Below are 22,541 nucleotides of genomic sequence, written 5' to 3'. Positions count from 1 at the left end.
GTGACTGACAAGTTCGACAAGGCCCCCGCCGAAGAACCACCCGCCGGGGACCCGCCGGCGGACGCCTCGCCCGCGGAGGCGGCCACGCCCGCCGAGCCGACGGCCGGCGAGGCCGCAGCCGGCGAGGCCACGGCCGACAAGCCGGCGCCCGCCGAGGGCGCGGCGTCCGAGGACGCGGCAGCGCCCGCCGACGCCGCCGCCGCGTCCGAGGGTGCCGCAGCCGCGGCACCGGAGGGCGAGCCCGAGGGCGAGTCCAAGGGTGAGTCCGGGGGCAAGTCCACGGGCGAGTCCGAGGAGGCCCGCCCCGCGAGGGCGGCGGCGAAGACCGCCGCCGAGCCCGCGGGGGCCGCCCCGGCCAAGCCCGCCGGGGTCGCCAAGGAGGCGGGGCCGGGCAGCCTCGCCAAGTCCGACACGCTCCCCGAGCAGATCAAGGCCATCCCGGTCCGGCACTGGGGCCGCTGGGTGAGCGGTGTGATCGTGGTGGCGCTGCTGGCCACCCTGGTCTCCGCCTTCGCCCAGGGCGACCTGCGCTGGGCGACCGTCGGGGAGTTCATCTTCGACGAGCGGATCCTGATCGGCCTCGGCAACACCCTGCTGATCAGCGTGCTGTCGATGGCGATCGGCCTGGTCCTCGGCGTCGTCTTCGCGGTGATGCGGCTGTCGAAGAACCCGGTGACCGGGGCCGTGGCGTGGCTCTACATCTGGTTCTTCCGCGGCACCCCCGTCTTCGTGCAGCTGCTGGTCTGGTTCAACCTGGCGCTGATCTTCCCCATCCTCAATCTCGGGTTCTACAAGGACGAGATGGTCGATGTCATGACCCCGTTCATGGTGGCCCTGCTGGGCCTCGGCCTGAACGAGGGTGCCTACATGGCGGAGATCGTCCGGGCCGGCATCCAGTCCGTCGACGAGGGCCAGACCGAGGCGGCGCACGCGCTCGGCATGAAGAACGGCAGGACCATGCGGCGCATCGTCCTGCCGCAGGCCATGCGCGTGATCGTCCCGCCGACCGGCAACGAGTTCATCAACCTGCTCAAGACGTCCTCGCTGGTCTCCGCCGTGCAGTACACGGAGCTCCTGCGGGCCGCGCAGAACATCGGTTCGACATCGTTCGCCATCATGGAGATGCTGATCGTGGCCTCCGTGTGGTACCTGGCCCTGACCAGCGTCTTCAGCGTCGGCCAGTACTACGTGGAGAGGCACTACGCACGCGGCTCGCTGCGCACGCTGCCGCCCACGCCGTGGCAGAAGGTCAAGGCGAACGTGCTCTCCCTCTCGAACCTGTGGCGGTGAACAGATGACTGCGATGGTCAAGGCCGAGGGCGTGCACAAGTCCTACGGCGCAGCACACATCCTCAAGGGCATCGACCTGGAGGTGAACAACGGCGAGGTGTTCTGCCTGATCGGCCCCTCCGGTTCCGGCAAGTCCACCTTCCTGAGGTGCATCAACCACCTGGAGAAGATCAACGCCGGCCGGCTGTACGTCGACGGCGAGCTCGTCGGCTACCGCCAGAAGGGCGACAAGCTGTACGAGCTGAAGGACAGCGAGGTGGCGCTCCAGCGGCGCGACATCGGCATGGTCTTCCAGCGCTTCAACCTGTTCCCGCACATGACGGCGATCGAGAACGTCATGGAGGCGCCGATCCAGGTCAAGGGTGAGGCGAAGGCCGTCGCCCGGGAGCGGGCGGCCAAGCTGCTGGACCGGGTCGGCCTGGCCGACAAGGCCGGCAACTACCCCTCGCAGCTCTCCGGCGGCCAGCAGCAGCGCGTGGCCATCGCCCGCGCGCTGGCGATGGAGCCGAAGCTGATGCTCTTCGACGAGCCCACCTCGGCGCTCGACCCGGAGCTGGTGGGCGACGTGCTGGACGTCATGCGGGACCTCGCGGAGTCGGGCATGACCATGGTCGTGGTCACCCACGAGATGGGCTTCGCCCGTGAGGTGGGCGACTCGCTGGTGTTCATGGACGGTGGCGTGGTGGTCGAGTCGGGCAACCCGCGCGACGTCCTGACCAACCCGCAGCACGACCGTACGAAGGCGTTCCTGTCCAAGGTGCTCTGACGGCGACGGCGAAGGGGCGGTACGGCTTCGGCCCGTACCGCCCCTTCGCCCGTGTCCGGCCCCTCCGGCCGGACCCGGCTACTTCAGCGCCAGCACCAGGGAGTCCGAGGGCGAGCACCACACGGCCCGCGCCTCGGCGAAGCCGGCGCCGCGCAGGGTGCGCACGTGCCAGTCGAGGGAGGGGGTGTCACCCTCGGCGTGCTCCCCGTAGATCGCGAAACGCTCGGCGGTCGGCGCGGCGAGGACCGGGTCCGCGGCGGCGAGCTCCCACCAGGCGGACCAGTCGAGCGCGCCGCCGGCCTTGGCGCGGTCCATGGCGGCGTGGCGGTGGGCGCGCTCGGCGGCGTCGATGCGGGGGGTGGACCCGTCGCGCATGCGGTCGGCGTTCATGAAGACGCCGCCCTCACGGACGAGGCCGCCGAGCTGTCCGTACAGCGCGGTGAGCGGTTCGGCGCGCAGCCAGTGCAGGGCGGTGGCGGTCAGGACGGCGTCGTACGAGTCGTGGGGCAGCGCCCGGATCCAGCCCGGGTCGTTCAGGTCGGCCCGTACGAGACGGACCCGGTCGTCCCCGGCGAAGCAGCCCTCGGCGATGGCGAGGAGCGCCGGGTCGAGGTCGACGCCGGTGCTGGTGGCGTCCGGGAACCTTTTGAGGAGCCGGTCCGTGATACTCCCCGTACCGCACGCGAGGTCGAGCACCCTCGGCGCGGGCCCGGTGATCGCCTCCACCATGTCGAGCATGACCCGGAACCGCTCCTCGCGGTCGGGCATGTACCACTCCTGCTGGCGGTCCCAGCTCTCCTGCCACGCCTGCCAGTCGGTGCCCGCGACCGTCTCCGTCACCACGACCTCCGTAATACCCTCGTCAGTGATGGGTCTCTTACAAGCCCGTTGCTCCGACCCTAGACCGCCGCCGTAAGGACTACAAGTGGAACTGGCCTCTTACTCGGATTACGCCGTACGTCTGGTGAACACCGAGGAGCCGGCGCGCAACAAGGACTCCCTCACCTCCGTCGACGCGGTCCGCGCCCTGTTCGGCGAGGCGTCGCAGATGGCGCGGCGCGCGACGGACGCGGACGTGACCCGTTTCCGGTCCGTGCGGAGCCGGCTGCGCGCGGTGTTCACGGCGGCCGACGCGGGCGACCAGACGCAGGCCGTGGACCTGCTGAACTCGTTGCTCCTGGAGTTCCCGGTGAGCCCGCAGATCTCGGGCCACGACTACCTGGACGACCAGGGCCGGCCGCGCTGGCACATGCACCTGGCGGACCACCCGTCCAACGCCACCGCCGGGTACGCCGCGATCGCCGCGATGGGGCTGGCGATCCACCTCACCGAGTTCGGCGCCGACCGGCTCGGCCTGTGCCAGGCGGCCCCGTGCCGCAACGCGTACCTGGACACCTCCACCAACCGCTCCCGCCGCTACTGCTCCGACCGCTGTGCGACACGCGCCAACGTCGCCGCCTACCGGGCCCGCAAGCGCCTGGAGACGGAGCGGTCGGCCGGCACGAGGCGGACCGCGGACACCAGCCAGGCGAGCACCACCCCGAGCGACCGCTGACGCCCGGGGCGGATGCCCCGGTACCGGGCCCGTACCCGTCCCAGCACCAGCTCGGCCGGCACCGCTCCGAACGCCCGGCTGTCCACCACGTCCGCGTCCGGGTTGTCCCCGAGCACCCACCACCCCTCGCGGCGCCGCTCGACCAGCCGCTTCACGATGAGCAGGTCCTGCTGGAGGGGGTGCCGCAGCACGGCCACCTGCCCGGCGCGCAGCTCGGCGCCGTAGTGCACCAGCAACTGGTCCCCGTGCCGGAGCGTCGGCACCATGGAGAGCCCCGTGACCTCGGCGATCCCGAACGGCACCCCGGTCTCCCGCCCCTGCTCCGTCATTCCTGCACCTCCAGGTCCTTCCTCCACGAGTCCCATGGTGGCCCTGGACTTTTGTCCTAAGCACCCGGGGGCACCCGCGAAAAGCCGACCCCCACGGAGTAATGTCCCACCTGAGAAGACGATCACGAGGAAGGACAGCTCAATGCTCTCCCGCCTGTTTGCCCCGAAGGTGAAGGTCAGCGCGCACTGCGACCTCCCCTGCGGTGTCTACGACCCGGCCCAGGCCCGCATCGAGGCCGAGTCGGTCAAGGCCACGCAGGAGAAGATGCAGGCCAACGACGACCCCCACTTCCAGGCCCGCGCCACGGTCATCAAGGAGCAGCGCGCGGAGCTGGCCAAGCACCACGTCTCCGTGCTGTGGAGCGACTACTTCAAGGCCCCGCATTTCGAGAAGTACCCGCAGCTGCACCAGCTGGTCAACGACACTCTGAAGGCGCTGTCCGCGGCCAAGGCCTCGACGGACCCGAAGACGGGCGAGAAGGCCCTCGAGCTCATCGCCGAGATCGACAAGATCTTCTGGGAGACCAAGAAGGCCTGATCTCCACTAGGCGGCCTGCGTGCACGTTCACGGGCCGTGCCGCTTAGCTGCCCGCACCCGGACCGCAGGTCGCCGAGCACGGCGTCCATGACGGCCCGGGTGCGGTCTTGCAGCGGGGACGGAAGCTCGCCGGGTTCGTCGGCGACGCCGCGCTTGCCGTCGCCCTCGGCAGGACCGCTGACCGCCGCCGGCCCGGCGATGGTCGGCCGCCACAATTTTCGGCATGCGCGCCCGCACCGCTCACTACGCTGACGGGCGTGAACGCATCGTCGCCTCCGCACCTGACCCCGGAAGCCGCCCGTGCCCTCCAGGGCATGCTCCGAACCGAGATCGGGCCGGGGCTCACCGAGCGGGAGCTCGACGCGGTCGAGACACGGTTCGGCTTCACCTTCTCGGCGGACCACCGCGTCTTCCTTGCCGCCGGGCTCCCCCGCGGCTCGTCGCGGTGGCCCGACTGGCGCAACGGCGACCCCGAGGACCTGGCCGGGCGGCTGGCGTGGCCGGTGGAGGGCGTGCTCTTCGACGTGGAGCACAACGTGTTCTGGCATCCCGCCTGGCCGCCGAGGCCGGCGGGGAAAGCCGAGGCACTGCGCGTCGCCAGGACCGAGCTGGAGAGCGTACCGAAGCTGGTTCCGGTCTACGGACACCGCTACCTGCCCGGCACGGCGGGCGAGTACGGACACCCGGTCCTGTCCGTCCACCAGACCGACATCATCCTGTACGGGAACGACCTCACCGACTACATCCACCACGAATTCGCCGGCCGGTCGAGCGGCCTCCTCGCCCACGCGACCGTCGGCTTCTGGTCGTACTTCGTGGAGGGCGGACCGGGTATCGACGTCACCGCGCCCACGCCGTTCACGCCGTACGCCATGACCGCGCAGGAGGCCGTCGACTGCATCCGGATGCTGGCCCTGGAACGTCTGATCGGCCGCCGCCACCGCCCGGAGCAGCTCATCGAGGCCGGCCTCACGGCCCTGGTCCTCGACATCGAGACGGAGTCCCTTCCCCTCCTCGCCGGCCTGTCACGCTCCGAGCACGAGCAGGCCGACGCCCTATTCGACCGGGTGCTGAGCGAACTCGGCCTGCTCCAGGACCTCCCGGCCGACACCACCGACCTCCCCGGGGAAGCGGCCCGCTGGGAACTCGTCCGCTGGTGGCTCCGGCTGATCGTGAACGGCAGCCTGGCCCCCGGCGCCGGCGGCGACTTGATCACGTACGAAGGGTGGGGCGCTCTGGCCCGGCCCCGGGCGCTCAGGCCGCTGGTCGACAAGACCGCTGCCTACAACGACTGGGCGACGATCCGAGACGGCGACCGGGAACCCCTGTCGCACTCGATCACCGAGGAGGCAGGACGCCTGCTCGCCGGACCCTGGCCGCCGCCGGGCTGATCCCACCGGCGGCGGACGAGGATCCCGCCGAGGCAGGTGACCTCGTACGGGCCGTAGCGGGCGGTGTGGACGGCCTGGCTCCCCATCGACGGCGCGCTGTGCAGTCGGGCACCACCGCGCAGGGTCGCCCGATCGTCGGTCCGGTCCGGACACGGCGGGGCAGGCGGGCGTCTCGCCACAGCACCGGTTCTGCCGAGCGGCCGTCACTGATGCGGGATATCGATGCCGGCTGCGCGCAGGTTCGCCTCTACCAGCGTGTTCAGCCGGGCGATGGACGACTCCCGGTCCTCCCGGTGGTGGTTGACCAATCCGTACCGGGCGGCGGCGTCGGACTGCTTGCGCAATCCGGTCGGCGTGGCCAGCGGCGCGGGGTCGGCCAGCAGCTTGTCGGCCAGCGCGGACGCAAGCTCCTCGATCCGCGGGTCGTCGGGATCCCAGGACCTCGCATCCAGGCCGCGCTTGGTCAGTTCGACGAACTCGGGGTCGTCCAGCCAGTGCTCGAGCAGGGTCAGGAAACTGTCGAAGATCTCCGGAACCAGCGCCCGGGACAGCACGAGAGCCTCCCGTTGCGCGGCCACGTAGTCGGGGCCGAAGCCGAGATCGGCGAGTCGGTCCAGGACCGTGCAGGCCCGGTCGGGCAGCAGGGCCCGGTCGCCATGGGCGAGCCGGTGCAGTGTGTCGCGTCGCGCGATCAGGTCCTCGATCCGTTCGGTGAGCCGGTGATGGACGTCGTCCAGGGCGGCGGCGAACCTCTCGGGATCGGCGTCGAGGAGCTCACCGATCTCGGCCAGCGGGACGCCGGCCCCGGCCAAGGTCCGGGCCTGGACCAACCGGAGGAGGTCGGCCGACCCGTAACGCCGGTAGCCGGAACCATCACGTTCCGGCTCGGCGACCAGGCCGAGCCGGTGATAGTGCCGCACCGTCTTGATCGTGACGCCGACGAACGCCGCCGCCTGGCCGATCGTGAGCCCGTCCGCCATCGGCTCAGCACACCTCCGGATCGTGGACGGCCGCGGTCTCGCAGACCGCGACGGCTACGGCGGCGGCCTGGAAGTCCTTGCGCAGAAATAGGCGTTGGTCGCCGGCGACCTTCGCGCTCGCCTTGAGCCACGGGTTGCGGACGATCACAGGGGCGAGGGTAGCGCGAGCCCCTCAGCCCATGGCCCCGATCGGCATTGACCTTGACCTTGGGTCAAGCTGCACGCTCCTCACATGGCCGCCTCGAAGGGGCTCGGTCGAAGACTGTCGACAAGGGAGATTCATGATGGGCCAGAGCAACAGCGGCTTCTCCGAAGCAGGGCTCCGCCGACTGCGCGAGGTGCTGGCGCGGCATGTCGAGTCCAAGAGGATTCCCGGGCTGGTCGCCCTGGTCAGCCGCGGCGGCCGGACGCACGTCGAAGCGATCGGCACGATGCGTTGTGACGGTGGCGCGCCGATGCGCCGGGACACGATCTTCCGGATGGCGTCCGCCTCCAAGCCGGTCACGATGGCGGCGGCGATGGTCCTGCTCGACGAGTGCAGGCTGCGGCTGGACGAGCCGGTGGATCCATGGCTGCCCGAACTCGCCGACCGCCGGGTGCTGAAGCGGCCCGACGGCCCGCTGGAGGACACCGTGCCGGCCCGGCGCCCGATCACCGTACGGGACCTGATGACCTCGACGTTCGGGCTCGGAGTGGATTTCGGCCTGCTGGACTCCCCGATCAGGGCCGCGACGTTCGAGCGGCTCGACTACAGCGTCGCCTCCGGGCCGGCGCCCGAACCGGACGAGTGGATGCGCCGCCTCGGCGAGCTGCCGCTGTCGTACCAGCCCGGAGAGCGGTGGCAGTACGACCTCAGCAACGAGGTACTCGGCGTGCTTGTCGCCAGGGTCGCGGGCCGGCCGTTGGAGACGTTCCTGCGCGAACGCATCCTGGAGCCGCTGGGGATGAAGGACACCGGTTTCCACGTGCCCGCCGGCAAGATCGACCGGCTGCCGCCCCTTTACGGGCCCGACCCGCAGACCGGAGAGTTCCTCGTGTGGGACGAGGCGGAAGGCGGAAGGAGCAGTCGGCCTCCGGCGTTCCAGGGCGCCGGCGGCGGGCTGGTGTCCACCGCCGACGACTACCACGCCTACTTCCAGATGCTGCTGAACCACGGCATGCACGGCAGCGAACGGATCTTGTCCCGGCCCGCCGTCGAGCTGATGACCACCAACCGCCTCACGCCCGAGCAACAAGCCGCCTGGAACGCCATGTACAGGAACGTCGCCCACATCACGGTCGGCCAGGGGCAGCAGGGCGGCTGGGGCTTCGGGATGGCAGTGCGCACCCATCGTGGCGACCACGCCCCCATCGGTCAGTTCGGCTGGGACGGAGGTACCGGCACCACGGCCTACGCCGACCCGGACAACCAGCTCACCGGAATCCTGCTGACCCAGATCGGGATGTCCACCCCCGACTCGGCGCGGCTCATCCACGACTTCTGGACCACGCTCTACCAGGCCACCGACGACTGACACCGACCTCGCCGAGCACGATGCGGCCGATCCACATGCGCAGACAACCGGCCGGCCGAGGCGCGTCCCCTCGCCAACTGCAACGAGCTCACCTCCGCCCCAACTGATGGCACAGACGTCACCGTCGGCGGTCCGCACACAGTCCGCAGGACACCCGGTCAAGACCGTCGCACCCCATCGCCATCCATCACCAAGAGACCAGGTCAGCGCCGTGCAGCGGAAGACCGGGCGGTTGACCGCTGTCCCCCGGGGGTCATGGCGCCGTACCGGCCTGCTCCCGGCAGTCCGTCAGGCCGCCGGGAGCAGGGGGCTGCCGTGGCGCAACAGCCACTGGCGGTACGTCGCCGTGCCCAGGGCCGCCTCACGGTACGCGGCGGCGAGCTCGGTGTAGACGGCGTCGGTCTCGGTGCCGGGCCGGTGGTAGAGCAGCAGCCGTACGGCGAGGGGGTCGTCCCGTAACGGCCGGATCGCCATGTCGTCGCGCGGCCCCGACGTCGGCTGGCACGGCGCCACCGCCTCGCCGGCCACGATGAGCGACGCGGCGGTGTGGTAGTCGCCGTGCAGCACCGGCGGGTCGATCCCCGCCGCCCACAGCACCCGTCGCAGCCCGTCCCACTCGCCGTCCACCGTCGGGTCGACCATCCACCGGTCGCCTGCCAGGTCGGCCAGGTCCACGACCGGCGCGGCGGCGGCCGGGTGGTCCCTCGGCAGGGAGATGAACTGCGGCTCGCGCTCCACCAGGACGCGCCGCTCCAGCCCCTCCGGCACCCGCAGCGGACAGCCCTCCACCTCGTGGACGAAGGCGACGTCCAGCCGCCCCGCGGCCAGGCCGCGCAGCAGCGCGCCCGCCGAGACGTCCATCTGCAGCGTGATGTCGGTGCCCGGCAGCCGCCCGCGCAGCCGGCGCAACCAGCCGGCGAGCACCCGGCTGGCGGTGGAGCCGATGCGCAGCCGGGCGACGCCGTCGGCGTGCGCGGCGGCGGCGCGGGTGTCGCTGACGAGCCGCTCCAGCTGCGCCACCAGGGGGCGGGCGCGGCTGAGGACGGCGTGGCCCAGCGGGGTGGGGCGGCAACCGGTGCGCTCGCGGGTGAACAGCTCCGCCCCCAGGGCCTGTTCGATGCGGCGCAACTGGGTCGTCAGGGACGGCTGGCTGGTGCCGAGCCGGCGGGCGGCCTTGTGCAGGCTTCCCGTGTCCGCGATGGCGCACAGCGCCCGAAGGTGCCTCACCTCCAGCTCCATGTCCCGAGCGTAAGGCGGCACCTTGCGCCACACCAGACTCAGGACGGAGGCCGGCAGCGGCTGTTGAGCGGGGTGACGCGTGATGCCGCTGTCCTATCGGGAGTTGGCATCATCCGTACGCGCGCGGGCTCCCCGACACTCTGTCCCACCGAACGTGTCCACCCAACCGTTCAGGACCGCATAGGAGCCCCCCATGAGACACCCCAAGGCCGTGCTGGCCGCTGCCCTGAGCCTGACCGCGGCTCTGGCAGCCGTACCGGCCACGACCGTCAGCGCCGCCGCGGCGCCCTCCCCCGTGCCCGGCTTCGCCGCCTACGCCGGGTCGGCCGAGAACGCCCGGGCGAACAAGGCGTTCCACGACGCCGTGATGAAGTCGGTCGCCGAGAAGCGCGCCGCGAACCCGGGCGCCCTGGCCGTCACCGTCGTGTACTCGGCGGCCAACGCCCCCAGCTTCCGCACCCAGATAGCCCGCTCCACGCAGATCTGGAACAGCTCCGTCACCAACGTGAAGCTCCAGGAGGGCAGCAACCCGGACTTCCGGTACTACGAGGGCAACGACTCGCGCGGCTCGTACGCCTCGACCGACGGGCACGGCCGCGGCTACATCTTCCTCGACTACCGGCAGAACCAGGTCTACAACTCCACCCGGGTCACCGCCCACGAGACCGGCCACGTCCTCGGCCTGCCGGACCACTACTCGGGCCCGTGCAGCGAGCTGATGTCGGGCGGCGGCCCCGGTCCGTCCTGCCAGAACGCCCAGCCGAACGCGCAGGAACGCAGCCGCGTCGACTCCCTGTGGCGCAACGGCCTGGCGGCGGCGGTCGCCGCGGCCGCGTCCTCCTAGCCCGCACGCGCAGAGGGGCGTCCCGCGAGCCGCGGGGCGCCCCTCCTGTCGCCCCGGACGGTACGCCGCGGCCGGCGCCCCGCGTCAGGCGGCTTCGAGGAGCCTGCGGACGAAGCGGGAACCGGGCGGGAGCTGGCGCAGGATGCGCGCCAGGGCGAGGTCGAAGTCGCCGCCGGCCACGCCGGACTCGTACGCCGCCCCACCGAAGTGCAGGGTCAGCTGAAGATCCACTCTCTCGGGTGAGCCGTCGGAGAGTGCCTCACCGAGCGCCAACAGGCAGCTGAGCGTGGACCGTTGGGGCGTGTCGTCGATGACGACCGGCAGCGGCAGGTCCCACTCCAGGACGCAGCCGGCGAGCGGCAGGCCGCCGTTCTCCTCCGCCGCCCGCAGCGCGGCGCAACTGGCGCCCGTGTACTCCACGCCCCTGATGCGGGTGGCGATGCGCCCCCCGTCCGCCGTGATGGTGATCGCTTCCGCACCCCGGCGGTCCCGGTACCAGCCGGTCCAGACTTCCGTCGACTCCGATGACATGGCGCGGACTGTAGCGGTACGACCGGCTACGGCGTGCGGCCGGTCACCCCCGGGCCGGACTTCAGCCGGTCTCCGCCCCCTTGCCCGACTCGTCCGCCACCTCCCCGACGTACAGCGCACAGTCGGGGTTCCGGCAGGGCCGGGGCTCCCACACGGGCGCCCACACGCCGAGGATCTTCCGCCGCTTCATCGTCGTACCGACCGGCCGTCCGCAGGCGGGGCACAGATGCTCGGGCCCGGCCTGCGGGCGGTGGACGGTCCGGTGTCCTTCACTGCCCATGGATCCAGACTATTGCCTAGTGGACAAACCGGACAGGCGGCAGCGGCCGGCTCCTCACCGCGGCCTGCGGTACGTCCGCACGAGGACGCCGTCGCCGAAGGCCCGCATCGACTCCCGCACGAAGCCCGCGACCGGGAAGCCGGACCCGAACACCACTGCGCTCAGAGCGCTCCGGGTGTAGTGGTCGCGCGCAAGGTCCTTTCTCAGAGGCAGGCATGGCGAGATTTCGCTGTGCAGGACCGCGCCCCGCGACGCCGCTCCGGCGCCTGGGCGCGGGCCGGTGCAGTGCTTCGTCGGGGCGCGGGCGGGCGCACGTGCTTCCGGCCTGCCCGGGCGGTGGTCATGGAGGCCGGGGTCCCGGCGTCCACGGGCTCCCACCGGCGAGGAACGCCGCCGCCCCCTGGCCCCCCGGTCGCGGCGTCCCTGCCGGTCATGGTCACCGCCAGCGGCTGACTTCGACGTTCTCCAGCACGCCGAGCGCGTCCGGGACGAGGATCGCGGCCGAGTAGTAGGCGGTGACCAGGTACGAGATGATCGCCTGCTCGTCGATGCCCATGAACCGCACCGACAGGCTCGGCTCGATCTCGTCCGGGATGCCCGTCTGGTGCAGCCCGATGACGCCCTGGTCGGCCTCGCCGGTACGCATGCACAGGATCGAGGTGGTGCGGGCCTCGGAGATCGGGATCTTGCTGCACGGGAAGATGGGCACGCCCCGCCAGGCCGGGAGCTGGTGGCCGCCCACGTCCACGGAGCCCGGGACCAGGCCGCGCTTGTTGCACTCGCGTCCGAAGGCGGCGATGGCGCGCGGGTGGGCGAGGAAGAGCTTGCTGCCGCGGCGGCGCGAGAGCAGCTCGTCCATGTCGTCCGGGCTGGGCACGCCGTCGTGCGGCTGGATCCGCTGTCCGTAGTCGCAGTTGGACAGCAGCCCGAACTCCTTGTTGTTGATCAGCTCGTGCTCCTGGCGCTCGCGCAGCGCCTCGACCGTGAGCCGCAACTGCTGCTCGGTCTGGTTCATCGGCTGGTTGTAGAGGTCGGCGACCCGGCTGTGGACCTTGAGCACGGTCTGGGCGACGCTCAGCTCGTACTCGCGCGGCGAGGCCTCGTAGTCGACGTAGGTGTGCGGGACGACCGCCTCGCCGACGTGGCCGGCCGACAGGTCGATGGCCTTCTCGCCGTACTTGTTGGTGCGCTGGCGCGGCAGGGACGCCAGGCCCGCCAGGTGCCCGGCCAGCGAGTCGGCGCGCTCGGCGAGGTTGGTGACGTCGGCCCGGGTGAGCTCCAGGACCGTGCAGGCGGTCGCCGCGCGGGCGGTCCAGTCCCAGGTGGCGCCCGGGTCGACGAGCGAACCGTCACCGAGGTAGGCGCCGTCGGCCAGGACGCCGAGGACCGCCTCGTCGCCGTACGGACCGGTGCCGATCTGCTCGATCCTGCCGTGGGCGAGCAGGAACACGCGGTCGGTGGACGCGCCGGCCTCCGCGATGACCTCGCCCGCCGCGAACTCGCGCTGCGTGCACCGCTGGGCGAGCTCGGCGAGCGCCGCCTCGTCCTCGTAGCCGCGCAGGGCGGGCAGTTCCCGCAGCTCGGCGGGGATCACGGCGACGCGGTCACCGGTCTGGACGAAGGTGACCCGCCCGTCTCCGATCGCGTAACTGAGTCGCCGGTTCACCCGGTACGTACCACCCTGCACCTGCACCCACGGCAGCATCCGCAGCAACCACCTGGAGGTGATCTCCTGCATCTGCGGCGCCGACTTGGTGGTGGTCGCCAGGTTCCGCGCGGCGGCCGTGCCGAGACTCTGCTGCGGGCGTGCCTGCTCGGAGCGGAATTCCTCGCCAACCGAACCAACCGACATGAACATCCCTCTCGATCATGGTCTGACCTTCAGGAAAAGCCTTCAGCACACAGCGTGTCGACGCCATTACACGAAGGAGCGAGACTGAATCACCCTCGGCGGGGCATCACTTCGGTTTTTCCAGCCCCGGCGACACCAGGCGCCCCAGTGATGACGGCTGTCCGGATCGGTTCGCACGACGCCCGAACGCCGCCGCACCCCGGGGATGGCCCCCTTACACCCCTCGTACATCACCCTCATGAAGGAGACGGCGTGGCTTCACCCCTGTCCGCGAACGGGTTCCTCGACGCACTGCGCGACGAAGGCCTCACGGTCGTCGAGGTCGGCGACTGGCGCCACCACAACCGCAACCACAAGGGCCCCTGGGGGCCGGTGCACGGCGTGATGCTCCACCACACCGTCACCAGCGGCAGCGCCAAGACGGTCCGTATCTGCCGTGACGGCCACCCCGGGCTGCCCGGCCCGCTGTGCCACGGCGTGATCACCAAGGACGGCCGGGTCCACCTGGTGGGGTACGGCCGCGCCAACCACGCCGGCAAGGGGGACGACGACGTCCTGCGCGCCGTGATCGCCGAGAAGGCCCTCCCTCACGACAACGAGTCCAACCGGGACGGCAACCGGTACTTCTACGGCTTCGAGTGCGAGAACCTCGGGGACGGCGAGGATCCATGGCCGGAGGCCCAGCTGGAGGCGATCGAGAAGGCCGCGGCGGCCGTCTGCCGCCGGCACGGCTGGACCGCCCGGTCGGTGATCGGCCACAAGGAGTGGCAGCCGGGCAAGGTCGACCCGCGCGGCTTCTCGATGAACACCATGCGCGCCCGCATCGCGGCACGGCTGAAGTGACCGCTGGGCGACAATGGCCGGGTGACCGCGCTCGACCTGTCCTCCCTGGGCCCGCTGCTGCCCTCGCCGCTGCGGCCCGTGCGGGACGAGCGCCTCACCCGGCACGGTGTGCGGCTGCTGCTCAAGCGGGACGACCTGATCCACCCGGACCTCGTCGGCAACAAGTGGCGCAAGCTCGCCCCGAACCTGGCCGCCGCGGCCGGCCGCCCGGTCCTGACCTTCGGCGGCGCCTACTCCAACCACCTGCGTGCCACGGCCGCGGCCGGCCGCCTGCTGGGCTGCCCCACCGTGGGGGTCGTACGGGGCCAGGAGCTGGCCGACCGCCCGCTGAACCCGTCGCTCGCGCGGTGCGCCGCGGACGGGATGCGGCTGCTGTTCGTGGACCGGGCCACGTACCGCGCCAAGGACGACCCGGCGGTGCTGGCGGAGCTGCTGCGCCGCGCCCCCGAGGGCAGCGTCGTCGTGCCCGAGGGAGGCAGCAACGCGCTCGCCGTCCGCGGCTGCGCGGAGCTCGGCCGCGAACTGCGCGGACAGGCGGACGTGGCCGTGGTGGCGTGCGGCACGGGCGGCACGCTCGCCGGGCTGGCGGCGGGGCTGGGGCCCGGCGGCCGGGCGCTGGGCATTCCGGTGCTGAGGGGCGGCTTCCTCGGCCAGGAGATACGGGCGCTGCAGGAGCGGGCGTTCGGCGGGCCGGCGGGCGACTGGAGCCTCGACGAGCGCTTCCACTTCGGCGGCTACGCCCGGACGAGCCCCGCACTGGAGGCGTTCGCCGACGACTTCGAGCAGCGGCATGGACTCGCCATCGAGCGCATATATGTCGCCAAAATGCTGTACGGACTCGTCACACTGGCCGCGGAGGGGGCCTTCCCCCGCGGCACCACCGTCGCCGCGGTGATCACCGGAAGCCCGGAGCCGCGTCAGCCCGCGGAGCCGCCCTCCCGGTAGGCCGCGGCCTCCTCCAGGTCGAGCCGGCGCAGCAGCGTGCGCATCATCTCGTCGTCGATGCGCCGCGCGTCCCGCAGCCGCACGAACACCTCCCGCTCGGCCGCGATCATCTCCCGCGCGAGTCGCCGGTAGGTGTCGTCCGCCGACTCGCCGGTGAGCCGGTTGACCCCGCCGAGCCGCTCCCACACGGCGTTGCGCCGTCGCTCCAGGACCGTGCGCAGCCGGTCGGCCAGCGGCCCCGGAAGGGCGTTGCGCTCGTCGGCGAGCAGCTCCTCCAGGCGCTGTTCGGCCGCCCGGGACGCCTCGCTCTGCGCCTGCGCCTCGGCGAGGGTCTCGGCGCGGGCGTCCCGGCCGGGCAGCTTCAGGGCGCGGATCAGCGGCGGCAGGGTGAGGCCCTGGACCACCAGGGTGCCGATCACCGTGGTGAAGGTGAGGAAGAGGACGAGGTTGCGCGCGGGGAACGGCTCACCGCCCGAGATCTCCGGGATGGAGAAGGCGATCGCCAGCGACACCACGCCGCGCATCCCCGCCCAGCCGACGATCACCGGCGACGTCCAGGTGACGCCCGCCTCCCGCTCCCGGATCCGCCGCGACAGGGCACGCGGCAGATAGGTGGCCGGGAAGACCCACACGAACCGCACGACGACGACCGCGAGGAAGACGCCCACCGCGTACCAGGCGGCCTCCCCCACCCCGTACGCCCCGAGCTCCCGCACCACGTGCGGCAGCTGGAGCCCGATCAGTGCGAAGACGGAGGACTCCAGGACGAAGGCCACCACCTTCCACACCGCCTCCTCCTGCAGCCGGGTGGCGAAGTCCACCTGCCAGGCCCGGTGCCCCAGGTACAGGGCGACCACGACGACGGCCAGCACCCCGGAGGCGTGGAAGTGCTCGGCCGCCGCGTACGCGGCGAAGGGGATCAGCAGGGAGAGGGTGTTCTGCAGCAGCGGCTCGCGCAGGCCCCGGCGCAGCCAGTGGATCGGGACCATGAGCACCAGGCCGACCGCGATGCCGCCGACCGCGGCCACGGCGAACTCGGCGATGCCGCCCGCCCAGCTGATGCCCTCGCCCACCGCCGCCGCCAGGGCCACCTTGTAGGCGGTGATGGCGGTGGCGTCGTTCACCAGGGACTCGCCCTGGAGGATGGTGGTGATCCGGCCGGGCAGCCCCAGCCGGCGGGCGATGGCGGTGGCGGCCACCGCGTCCGGCGGCGCGATCACCGCGCCCAGGACCAGGGCGGCCGTCAGCGGCAGGTCCGGCACGAGCAGGTGGGCGAGGTAGCCGACGGCGACCGTGGCGAACAGGACGTAGCCGACCGAGAGCAGGGCGACCGGCCGCGCGTTGGCCCGCAGGTCCAGGTAGGAGGAGTCGAGCGCCGCCGTGTGCAGCAGGGGCGGCAGCAGCAGCGGCAGCACGATGTGCGGGTCCAGGGTGTAGTCCGGCACCCCTGGTACGTACGAGGCGACCAGCCCGGCCGCCACCAGCAGCAGGGGTGCCGGGACCGGCGTCCGGCGGGCGGCTCCGGCGATCGCGGCGCTGACCGCGACCAGCGCCACCAGTGGCAATACGTCCATCGTCTCCCCGCTCATGGCCCGCGCCGTACCCGCCGCACCCGTCGTAACCTGGCCATCATGCGCGAGTGCCAGCACGTAGCCGAACTGCCACGGTCGGAGCCCGTCCCGTCGGGCGACACCTGCCCCGAGTGCCGGGCCGAGGGAACGGATCCGGTGCAGCTGCGGTTGTGCCTGGTGTGCGGGCACGTCGGCTGCTGCGACTCCTCGGCGGGGCAGCACGCCTCCAAGCACTTCAAGGACACCGGTCACCCGGTGATGCGGACCTTCGAACCCGGTGAGGACTGGCGTTGGTGCTTCGTCGACGGTTCGATCGTCTGAGCTCTGGGTACGTCAACCCTCCGCCGGTTTCTCGCGATTGGGCACCGCACACCCCTAGCCACTGTGCGTACTCATGTGCTTACCATGAGTGACAGGCGCTGGGACAGGGGTCCCCGGCGACACGGCACCATGGATCGCGATAGCGTCACGGCGGACTACGCACACCTGCGTACCGCACCGGCCCGGGGAGGATCTTCCTCCCGCGAGCCCCGAATGAGCTTGTGCCACCTTGGAGGTGAGGGTGTCCCAGATCGCAGGCGAGCCCGGGACCCAGGACTTCGTGGAAGTCCGGCTGCCCGCTGCGGGTGCCTACCTGTCCGTGCTGCGGACGGCCACGGCCGGCCTGGCAGCGCGCTTGGACTTCACCCTCGACGAGATCGAGGACCTGCGCATCGCCGTCGACGAGGCGTGCGCGATCCTGCTCCAGCAAGCGGTCCCCGGCTCCGTCCTCAGCTGCGTGTTCCGCCTCGTCGACGACTCCCTGGACGTGACCGTCTCGGCGCCCACGACCGACGGCCGCGCGCCGGAGCGCGACACGTTCGCCTGGACGGTGCTGTCGGCACTGGCCGGCAAGGTCGACTCGTCCGTCGCCGACGACCGGACGGTCTCCATCAACCTGTACAAACAGCGCGGCGCGGGTCCCGGGCCGGCGTGAGGAACGGGGACGGTCCGGTGCGAAACGAGGAGCGCGGCCCCCGGGCGTTGAGCTCGCCGGAGGGAATCCCGGAGCAGCAGGCGCGGCCGCACCCGGTGGACGGTCTATTGGAGGCGCCGGAGCGGGCGGCGCGGGCAGATCAGGCGGGCCGGATGAGCGAGCACGAGCAGGACCAGCATCAGCAGGACCAGCACGGGCACGACGAGCACGACCGGCAGCAGGACCGGCACAAGCAGGCGTCGCACGCCGAGCCGCAGGACCGCAGCGGCGCGCGGGCGATGTTCATCCGGCTGCGCGCGCTGCCGGACGGCTCACCCCAGCGGGCCGAGCTGCGCAACCAGCTCGTGCGGATGCACCTGCCGCTGGTGGAGCACCTGGCGCGGCGCTTCCGCAACCGCGGGGAGCCGCTGGACGACCTGACGCAGGTCGCCACGATCGGGCTGATCAAGTCCGTGGACCGGTTCGACCCGGAGCGCGGGGTCGAGTTCTCGACGTACGCCACCCCCACGGTGGTCGGCGAGATCAAGCGGCACTTCCGCGACAAGGGCTGGGCGGTCCGGGTGCCGCGCCGGCTGCAGGAGCTTCGCCTGTCGCTCACGACGGCGACCGCGGAGCTCTCCCAGCAGCACGGCCGCTCCCCGACCGTGCACGAGCTGGCCGAGCGTCTGGGCATCTCGGAGGAGGAGGTCCTGGAGGGCCTGGAGTCCGCGAACGCGTACTCGACGCTCTCGCTGGACGTCCCCGACACGGACGACGAGTCCCCGGCGGTCGCGGACACCCTGGGCGCGGAGGACGAGGCGCTGGAGGGCGTCGAGTACCGGGAGTCGCTCAAGCCGCTGCTGGAGGACCTCCCGCCGCGCGAGAAGCGGATCCTGCTGCTGCGGTTCTTCGGGAACATGACCCAGTCGCAGATCGCGCAGGAGGTGGGCATCTCCCAGATGCACGTCTCCCGCCTGCTGGCCCGCACGCTGGCGCAGCTGCGCGAGAAGCTGCTGGTGGAGGAGTAACCGCCGTTCCGGCGGGTCAGGCGCGGCCGCGGATGCCGAGGGCCTGCGTGGTCTGCGGGTGGAGCAGCAGCACCAGGCCGGTGACCGCGGCGGCGGCGAGGGCGATGCCGGCCGGGATGGCGGCGCTGTCCGCCTGGAGCAGCGTCCAGGCGACCGGCAGCGCCATCAGCTGCGTGATGATCGCCGGGCCGCGGCTCCAGCTGCGGCAGCGCAGCAGGCCCCGGGCGGCGAGCAGCGGGATCAGCCCCAGTGCGAGGAGCGTCGCGCCCCCGGTGAGCGCCTGGGTGAGGTTGTCGGGGGTGCCCGTGAGGCTCGTCACGAGCAGGTACGCGCCCCCGGCGAACAGGGCGAGCGCCTCCAGCCCTGCCACGGCCGCGGCGGCGGTGACCCGGGCGGGGCGCGGGGCGTCGGCGGCGGTCCCGGCGGTGTTCGGCTCCGTACTACTCACCCCAGCAGGGTAACGGCCGCGCCGTCCACGGACCGGACAGGGGCGGGCACGGCCTGGGCCAGGTACCGCGCGGTAGGTAACCTGGCGGACATGCGCGCACTTCTCGTGGTCAATCCGGCAGCCACCACCACCAGTGCCCGCACGCGTGACGTACTGATCCACGCCCTGGCCAGCGAGATGAAGCTGGAGGCCGTGACGACCGAGTACCGCGGCCACGCCCGGGACGTCGGGCGCCGGGCGGCCGAGGCCGAGGACGTCGACCTGGTGGTCGCGCTCGGCGGTGACGGCACGGTCAACGAGGTGGTGAACGGGCTGCTGCACCACGGCCCCGATCCCGACCGGCTGCCGCGCCTGGCGGTGGTGCCCGGCGGCTCCACCAATGTCTTCGCCCGCGCGCTGGGCCTGCCGAACGACGCGGTCGAGGCGACGAGTGTGATCCTCGACGCACTGGGCGAGCGGCGTGAGCGGACCGTCGGACTGGGGCTCGCCTCCGGCACGGCGGGCTCGGAGGACGAGGCGGTGCCGGTCCGCTGGTTCACGTTCTGTGCCGGTTTCGGCTTCGACGCGGGAGTGATCGGCCGGGTGGAGCAGCAGCGGGAGCGCGGTCGCAGATCGACGCACGCGCTCTACATCCGGCAGGCGATGCGCCAGTTCCTGGACGAGCCGCGCCGCCGTCACGGCGCGATCACGCTGGAGCGCCCGGGCACGGACCCGGTGCACGACCTGGCGCTGTCCATAGTCTGCAACACCGCTCCCTGGACCTACCTGGGCAATCGTCCCGTGTACGCGGCGCCCGAGGCGTCGTTCGACACGGCCCTGGACGTGCTCGGGCTGAGCCGGCTGTCGACCGCCGCGGTGGCGCGGTACGCGACCCAGCTGCTGACCTCGACACCGGAGCGCGGCCCGCGGGGCAAGGACGTGCTCTCGCTGCACGACCTGACGGACTTCACCTTGCATTCGAAGGTGCCGCTGCCGTTCCAGATGGACGGTGACCACTTGGGCCTGCGCACAAGCGTGACGTTCACAGGCGTTCGTCGTGCACTGCGTGTGATTGTGTGAGTGGAAGGGCCCTTGGTCCTTTATCTCGAACGTATGGGCCAGGGTCCACCCCATAGAAGTACGGCTGTGACCTAGCCGACACCGAGGAATCAAAAAAAACTTTCCGGAAGGGGTTGTATCCGCAGCCGAGGTTTGCGAATCTCTACGTGGCGATCGGGACGGCCCGCACAACCGGCCTCCAGTGAAAGCCAGAACCCCTCCTCAAATCCAGGTCCACACACGCCCACCCGGCGGTCGGCCCTTCACTTGTTGAGGGATTCGTGAAAGCGTTCACATTCACAAGCAACTTGAATGCAACACCAAGGAGAGGTAGCAGCCATGGACTGGCGTCACAACGCCGTTTGTCGTGAGGAAGACCCCGAGCTGTTCTTCCCCATCGGCAACACCGGTCCTGCGCTGCTGCAGATCGAGGAAGCCAAGGCTGTCTGCCGTCGCTGCCCCGTCATGGAGCAGTGCCTGCAGTGGGCGCTCGAGTCCGGCCAGGACTCCGGCGTCTGGGGTGGCCTCAGCGAGGACGAGCGTCGCGCCATGAAGCGCCGCGCCGCTCGCAACCGGGCGCGTAACGCCAGCGCCTGAGCGACGCCACCGCTACGAGCCTGAGGTCAGGCGACGCGTACAGCGTGTACGCACCACCCGCCTCCCGAGCCGCAGCGCGCAGCAGTAACCCTTAAGCGTTCGAGCCCCGGACCGTCTCCGACGGACCGGGGCTCGCTGCTGTGCGGAGGCGGCCCCGAACCCGGTCCGGAACCCGGCGCCGCTACGGGCTCGCTACTTCTGAGGGCGTACGGGAACGTCGAGCACCACGCGGGTGCCGCGTACGGGGGCGGGCTGCATGTCGAACGTGCCGCCCAGTTCGCCCTCCACCAGCGTCCGGACGATCTGGAGCCCGAGGTTGCCGGCGCGCTGCGGGTCGAAGTTCTCCGGCAGACCGCGCCCGTCGTCCTGGACGGTGATCAGCAGCCGGGCGTCGGCGGCACGTGGGTCGCCGCGTACCGCGGAGACCTCGACGGTGCCCTGCTCCCCCGGCGCGAAGGCGTGCTCCAGGGCGTTCTGGAGGATTTCGGTGAGGACCATCGACAGGGGCGTGGCGACCTCGGCGTCGAGGATGCCGAAGCGCCCGTTGCGGCGGCAGGTGACCTTGCCGGGCGAGATCTCGGCGACCATCGAGATCACCCGGTCGGCGATGTCGTCGAACTCGACGCGCTCGTCGAGGTTCTGCGAGAGCGTCTCGTGCACGATCGCGATGGAACCCACGCGCCGCACCGCCTCGTTGAGCGCCTCACGGCCGCGGTCGGAATCCATGCGGCGGGCCTGGAGCCGCAACAGCGCGGCGACCGTCTGGAGGTTGTTCTTCACCCGGTGGTGGATCTCCCGGATGGTGGCGTCCTTCGTGATCAACTCCCGTTCGCGGCGCCTGAGTTCGGTCACGTCCCGCAGGAGGACGAGTGAACCGATGCGCGTGCCCTTGGGCTTGAGCGGGATCGCGCGCAGCTGGATGACACCGCCGCTGCCCTCGACCTCCGCCTCGCGCGGCGCGTACCCGCTGGCCAGCTTGACCAGTGCCTCGTCGACCGGGCCGCGGGAGGGGGCGAGTTCGGCCGTGATCTGGCCGAGGTGCTGGCCGACGAGGTCGGCGGCGAGGCCGAGGCGGTGGTACGCGGAGAGTGCGTTGGGCGACGCGTACTGCACGACGCCGTCCGCGTCGAGGCGGATCAACCCGTCGCCGGCACGGGGCGAGGCGTCCATGTCGACCTGCTGGCCGGGGAAGGGGAAGGTCCCGTTCGCGATCATCTGCGCGAGGTCGGAGGCGGACTGGAGGTAGGTGAGCTCCAGCCGGCTGGGCGTGCGGACCGTGAGCAGATTGGTGTTGCGGGCGATCACGCCGAGGACGCGGCCCTCCCGGCGTACGGGGATGGACTCGACCCGCACCGGTACCTCCTCGCGCCACTCCGGGTCGCCCTCGCGGACGATCCGGCCCTCGTCGAGCGCGGCGTCCAGCAGCGGGCGGCGGCCGCGCGGGACGAGGTGGCCGACCATGTCGTCCTGGTAGGAGGTGGGGCCGGTGTTGGGCCGCATCTGGGCGACGGAGACGTAGCGGGTGCCGTCCAGGGTGGGGACCCACAGGACGAGATCGGCGAAGGAGAGGTCGGAGAGCAGCTGCCACTCCGACACCAGCAGGTGGAGCCACTCCAGATCGGAGTCGCTCAGGGCGGTGTGCTGGCGGACGAGGTCGTTCATGGAGGGCACATGGGCGAGGGTACCTGTGCGGCCGACCTGGTGTTCCGTCGGCCGGTAGGGGAGGATGGGCGCTGGAATTACCATCTTCTTACCGATGGACAGACTCGATTGGTCTAGTCCACAATGCTTGACAAGCCTCCGCCCTCCCCGCACAGGAGGGTGGATCGAGGACCCGGCGCTCTCTGCCCTGACTGCGCTCGGGACCTCCCAACGGCCGCGGGACCGCACACCCGACGGCCGGGCAACTCCGGGCTGCGGTGCCGGACGGGTTGAGGGTCCCGTCGCGGCGCCGCGGCCCGCGGGTGTTTCCGGGCCCGGGCCGGCGCAGGCCCCGCCGGGCCGCGA

25 protein-coding genes are annotated in these 22,541 nt (G+C 71.6%); 14 read left to right on the top strand and 11 right to left on the bottom strand.

The annotated features are described in order from the left end of the window. Positions 1–426: 426 nt before the first annotated feature. On the top strand, positions 427–1,290 hold the full coding sequence (locus IH00_RS0123975) for an amino acid ABC transporter permease (protein WP_052411605.1): 864 nt from the start codon (positions 427–429) through the stop codon (positions 1,288–1,290). 4 nt (positions 1,291–1,294) lie between these two features. Beyond that, on the top strand, positions 1,295–2,056 hold the full coding sequence (locus IH00_RS0123970; protein ID WP_031076903.1) for an amino acid ABC transporter ATP-binding protein: 762 nt from the start codon (positions 1,295–1,297) through the stop codon (positions 2,054–2,056). A gap of 78 nt (positions 2,057–2,134) precedes the next feature. On the opposite strand, the gene IH00_RS0123965 is transcribed toward IH00_RS0123970, so the two are convergent. Next, on the bottom strand, positions 2,135–2,896 hold the full coding sequence (locus IH00_RS0123965; protein WP_031076901.1) for a class I SAM-dependent methyltransferase: 762 nt from the start codon (positions 2,894–2,896) through the stop codon (positions 2,135–2,137). Positions 2,897–2,981: 85 nt separating this feature from the next. On the opposite strand from IH00_RS0123965, the gene IH00_RS0123960 reads away from it, so the two are divergent. Then, positions 2,982–3,611 (top strand): CGNR zinc finger domain-containing protein, encoded by a 630-nt coding sequence (locus tag IH00_RS0123960; protein WP_031076899.1) that lies wholly within the window; start codon positions 2,982–2,984, stop codon positions 3,609–3,611. On the opposite strand, the gene sodX is transcribed toward IH00_RS0123960, so the two are convergent. Further along, a complete protein-coding gene (gene sodX, locus IH00_RS0123955; protein ID WP_039947358.1) occupies positions 3,515–3,940 on the bottom strand; it encodes a nickel-type superoxide dismutase maturation protease in 426 nt (141 codons plus the stop codon). The two genes, IH00_RS0123960 and sodX, sit on opposite strands and share 97 nt — an antisense overlap. A gap of 142 nt (positions 3,941–4,082) precedes the next feature. Here sodX and sodN point away from each other — a divergent pair, with 142 nt between their 5' ends. Continuing rightward, the gene (gene sodN / locus IH00_RS0123950; RefSeq protein ID WP_031076896.1) at positions 4,083–4,478 is read left to right on the top strand and encodes a superoxide dismutase, Ni; all 396 of its coding nucleotides are present in this window, start codon (positions 4,083–4,085) and stop codon (positions 4,476–4,478) included. A gap of 257 nt (positions 4,479–4,735) precedes the next feature. Beyond that, a complete protein-coding gene (locus IH00_RS39030; RefSeq protein WP_234334937.1) occupies positions 4,736–5,869 on the top strand; it encodes a hypothetical protein in 1,134 nt (377 codons plus the stop codon). Between the two features lie 203 nt (positions 5,870–6,072). Here IH00_RS39030 and IH00_RS0123940 read toward each other — a convergent pair whose 3' ends face one another. Both IH00_RS0123940 and IH00_RS42860 read right to left on the bottom strand, forming a co-directional pair. Then, a complete protein-coding gene (locus IH00_RS0123940; RefSeq protein WP_031076891.1) occupies positions 6,073–6,849 on the bottom strand; it encodes a MerR family transcriptional regulator in 777 nt (258 codons plus the stop codon). Positions 6,850–6,853: 4 nt separating this feature from the next. Further along, positions 6,854–6,997: a hypothetical protein gene (locus IH00_RS42860; RefSeq protein WP_158827906.1), complete on the bottom strand. Its 144-nt coding sequence runs from the start codon at positions 6,995–6,997 to the stop codon at positions 6,854–6,856. A gap of 136 nt (positions 6,998–7,133) precedes the next feature. On the opposite strand from IH00_RS42860, the gene IH00_RS0123930 reads away from it, so the two are divergent. Next, positions 7,134–8,363: a serine hydrolase domain-containing protein gene (locus IH00_RS0123930; RefSeq protein ID WP_031076889.1), complete on the top strand. Its 1,230-nt coding sequence runs from the start codon at positions 7,134–7,136 to the stop codon at positions 8,361–8,363. A 288-nt stretch (positions 8,364–8,651) separates the two neighbouring features. Here the strand turns inward: IH00_RS0123930 and IH00_RS0123925 are convergent, their stop codons facing one another. Then, positions 8,652–9,602, bottom strand: coding sequence for a LysR family transcriptional regulator (locus tag IH00_RS0123925; protein ID WP_199819802.1), 951 nt, complete (start codon positions 9,600–9,602; stop codon positions 8,652–8,654). A gap of 193 nt (positions 9,603–9,795) precedes the next feature. On the opposite strand from IH00_RS0123925, the gene snpA reads away from it, so the two are divergent. Continuing rightward, entirely contained in the window at positions 9,796–10,446 is a 651-nt protein-coding gene (gene snpA, locus IH00_RS0123920) for a snapalysin (protein ID WP_031076884.1), read from the top strand. A gap of 84 nt (positions 10,447–10,530) precedes the next feature. Here the strand turns inward: snpA and IH00_RS0123915 are convergent, their stop codons facing one another. The 3 genes from IH00_RS0123915 to IH00_RS0123900 all read right to left on the bottom strand — a co-directional run bounded on the left by IH00_RS0123915 (position 10,531) and on the right by IH00_RS0123900 (position 13,109). After that, positions 10,531–10,977 carry a DUF6304 family protein gene (locus tag IH00_RS0123915; RefSeq protein WP_031076882.1) on the bottom strand — a complete coding sequence of 149 codons (447 nt, stop codon included), beginning with the start codon at positions 10,975–10,977 and terminating at the stop codon, positions 10,531–10,533. Positions 10,978–11,038: 61 nt separating this feature from the next. Next, a complete protein-coding gene (locus IH00_RS37625; protein ID WP_039947357.1) occupies positions 11,039–11,257 on the bottom strand; it encodes a hypothetical protein in 219 nt (72 codons plus the stop codon). Between the two features lie 436 nt (positions 11,258–11,693). Next, complete coding sequence (locus tag IH00_RS0123900) at positions 11,694–13,109, bottom strand: family 2B encapsulin nanocompartment shell protein (protein ID WP_031076879.1); 1,416 nt, start codon at positions 13,107–13,109, stop codon at positions 11,694–11,696. A gap of 252 nt (positions 13,110–13,361) precedes the next feature. On the opposite strand from IH00_RS0123900, the gene IH00_RS0123895 reads away from it, so the two are divergent. After that, positions 13,362–13,952: an N-acetylmuramoyl-L-alanine amidase gene (locus IH00_RS0123895; protein WP_031076878.1), complete on the top strand. Its 591-nt coding sequence runs from the start codon at positions 13,362–13,364 to the stop codon at positions 13,950–13,952. 21 nt (positions 13,953–13,973) lie between these two features. Continuing rightward, positions 13,974–14,897, top strand: coding sequence for a 1-aminocyclopropane-1-carboxylate deaminase/D-cysteine desulfhydrase (locus tag IH00_RS0123890; RefSeq protein WP_031076876.1), 924 nt, complete (start codon positions 13,974–13,976; stop codon positions 14,895–14,897). Here IH00_RS0123890 and IH00_RS0123885 read toward each other — a convergent pair. Further along, complete coding sequence (locus tag IH00_RS0123885; RefSeq protein WP_031076874.1) at positions 14,870–16,471, bottom strand: Na+/H+ antiporter; 1,602 nt, start codon at positions 16,469–16,471, stop codon at positions 14,870–14,872. The genes IH00_RS0123890 and IH00_RS0123885 overlap by 28 nt on opposite strands. Before the next feature lie 57 nt (positions 16,472–16,528). Here IH00_RS0123885 and IH00_RS0123880 point away from each other — a divergent pair, with 57 nt between their 5' ends. The 3 genes from IH00_RS0123880 to IH00_RS0123870 all read left to right on the top strand — a co-directional run bounded on the left by IH00_RS0123880 (position 16,529) and on the right by IH00_RS0123870 (position 18,451). Further along, a complete protein-coding gene (locus IH00_RS0123880; protein ID WP_031076873.1) occupies positions 16,529–16,789 on the top strand; it encodes a UBP-type zinc finger domain-containing protein in 261 nt (86 codons plus the stop codon). Positions 16,790–17,030: 241 nt separating this feature from the next. After that, a complete protein-coding gene (locus IH00_RS0123875; RefSeq protein ID WP_031076871.1) occupies positions 17,031–17,444 on the top strand; it encodes an ATP-binding protein in 414 nt (137 codons plus the stop codon). Further along, positions 17,441–18,451 (top strand): RNA polymerase sigma factor SigF, encoded by a 1,011-nt coding sequence (locus IH00_RS0123870; RefSeq protein WP_063835438.1) that lies wholly within the window; start codon positions 17,441–17,443, stop codon positions 18,449–18,451. Before IH00_RS0123875 ends, IH00_RS0123870 begins: the two co-directional genes overlap by 4 nt. Positions 18,452–18,467: 16 nt before the next feature. Here the strand turns inward: IH00_RS0123870 and IH00_RS0123865 are convergent, their stop codons facing one another. Continuing rightward, positions 18,468–18,899 (bottom strand): hypothetical protein, encoded by a 432-nt coding sequence (locus IH00_RS0123865; protein WP_031076867.1) that lies wholly within the window; start codon positions 18,897–18,899, stop codon positions 18,468–18,470. Between the two features lie 90 nt (positions 18,900–18,989). Between IH00_RS0123865 and IH00_RS0123855 the strand changes: the two genes are divergently transcribed. Both IH00_RS0123855 and IH00_RS0123850 read left to right on the top strand, forming a co-directional pair. Continuing rightward, complete coding sequence (locus IH00_RS0123855) at positions 18,990–19,958, top strand: diacylglycerol/lipid kinase family protein (protein WP_031076865.1); 969 nt, start codon at positions 18,990–18,992, stop codon at positions 19,956–19,958. A 318-nt stretch (positions 19,959–20,276) separates the two neighbouring features. Beyond that, a complete protein-coding gene (locus tag IH00_RS0123850) occupies positions 20,277–20,534 on the top strand; it encodes a WhiB family transcriptional regulator (protein WP_003953983.1) in 258 nt (85 codons plus the stop codon). A gap of 192 nt (positions 20,535–20,726) precedes the next feature. Here IH00_RS0123850 and IH00_RS0123845 read toward each other — a convergent pair whose 3' ends face one another. Continuing rightward, on the bottom strand, positions 20,727–22,196 hold the full coding sequence (locus IH00_RS0123845) for a sensor histidine kinase (protein ID WP_031076864.1): 1,470 nt from the start codon (positions 22,194–22,196) through the stop codon (positions 20,727–20,729). Positions 22,197–22,541: the final 345 nt, after the last annotated feature.

This window comes from Streptomyces sp. NRRL S-118 (assembly GCF_000716335.1).
Lineage (GTDB): Bacteria > Actinomycetota > Actinomycetes > Streptomycetales > Streptomycetaceae > Streptomyces.
Note: the sequence above shows the minus strand (reverse complement) of the source record. Positions and strands in the feature narration are given on the sequence as shown.

Coding starts and splice junctions, on each gene's coding strand:
- IH00_RS0123900 (WP_031076879.1), bottom strand. CDS start 13,109: ATGTCGGTTGGTTCGGTTGGCGAGGAATTCCGCTCCGAGCAGGCACGC.
- IH00_RS0123930 (WP_031076889.1), top strand. CDS start 7,134: ATGGGCCAGAGCAACAGCGGCTTCTCCGAAGCAGGGCTCCGCCGACTG.
- IH00_RS0123885 (WP_031076874.1), bottom strand. CDS start 16,471: ATGGACGTATTGCCACTGGTGGCGCTGGTCGCGGTCAGCGCCGCGATC.
- sodX (WP_039947358.1), bottom strand. CDS start 3,940: ATGACGGAGCAGGGGCGGGAGACCGGGGTGCCGTTCGGGATCGCCGAG.
- snpA (WP_031076884.1), top strand. CDS start 9,796: ATGAGACACCCCAAGGCCGTGCTGGCCGCTGCCCTGAGCCTGACCGCG.
- IH00_RS0123970 (WP_031076903.1), top strand. CDS start 1,295: ATGACTGCGATGGTCAAGGCCGAGGGCGTGCACAAGTCCTACGGCGCA.
- IH00_RS37625 (WP_039947357.1), bottom strand. CDS start 11,257: ATGGGCAGTGAAGGACACCGGACCGTCCACCGCCCGCAGGCCGGGCCC.
- IH00_RS0123855 (WP_031076865.1), top strand. CDS start 18,990: ATGCGCGCACTTCTCGTGGTCAATCCGGCAGCCACCACCACCAGTGCC.
- sodN (WP_031076896.1), top strand. CDS start 4,083: ATGCTCTCCCGCCTGTTTGCCCCGAAGGTGAAGGTCAGCGCGCACTGC.
- IH00_RS0123880 (WP_031076873.1), top strand. CDS start 16,529: ATGCGCGAGTGCCAGCACGTAGCCGAACTGCCACGGTCGGAGCCCGTC.
- IH00_RS0123850 (WP_003953983.1), top strand. CDS start 20,277: ATGGACTGGCGTCACAACGCCGTTTGTCGTGAGGAAGACCCCGAGCTG.
- IH00_RS0123925 (WP_199819802.1), bottom strand. CDS start 9,602: ATGGAGCTGGAGGTGAGGCACCTTCGGGCGCTGTGCGCCATCGCGGAC.
- IH00_RS0123845 (WP_031076864.1), bottom strand. CDS start 22,196: ATGAACGACCTCGTCCGCCAGCACACCGCCCTGAGCGACTCCGATCTG.
- IH00_RS0123940 (WP_031076891.1), bottom strand. CDS start 6,849: ATGGCGGACGGGCTCACGATCGGCCAGGCGGCGGCGTTCGTCGGCGTC.
- IH00_RS0123915 (WP_031076882.1), bottom strand. CDS start 10,977: ATGTCATCGGAGTCGACGGAAGTCTGGACCGGCTGGTACCGGGACCGC.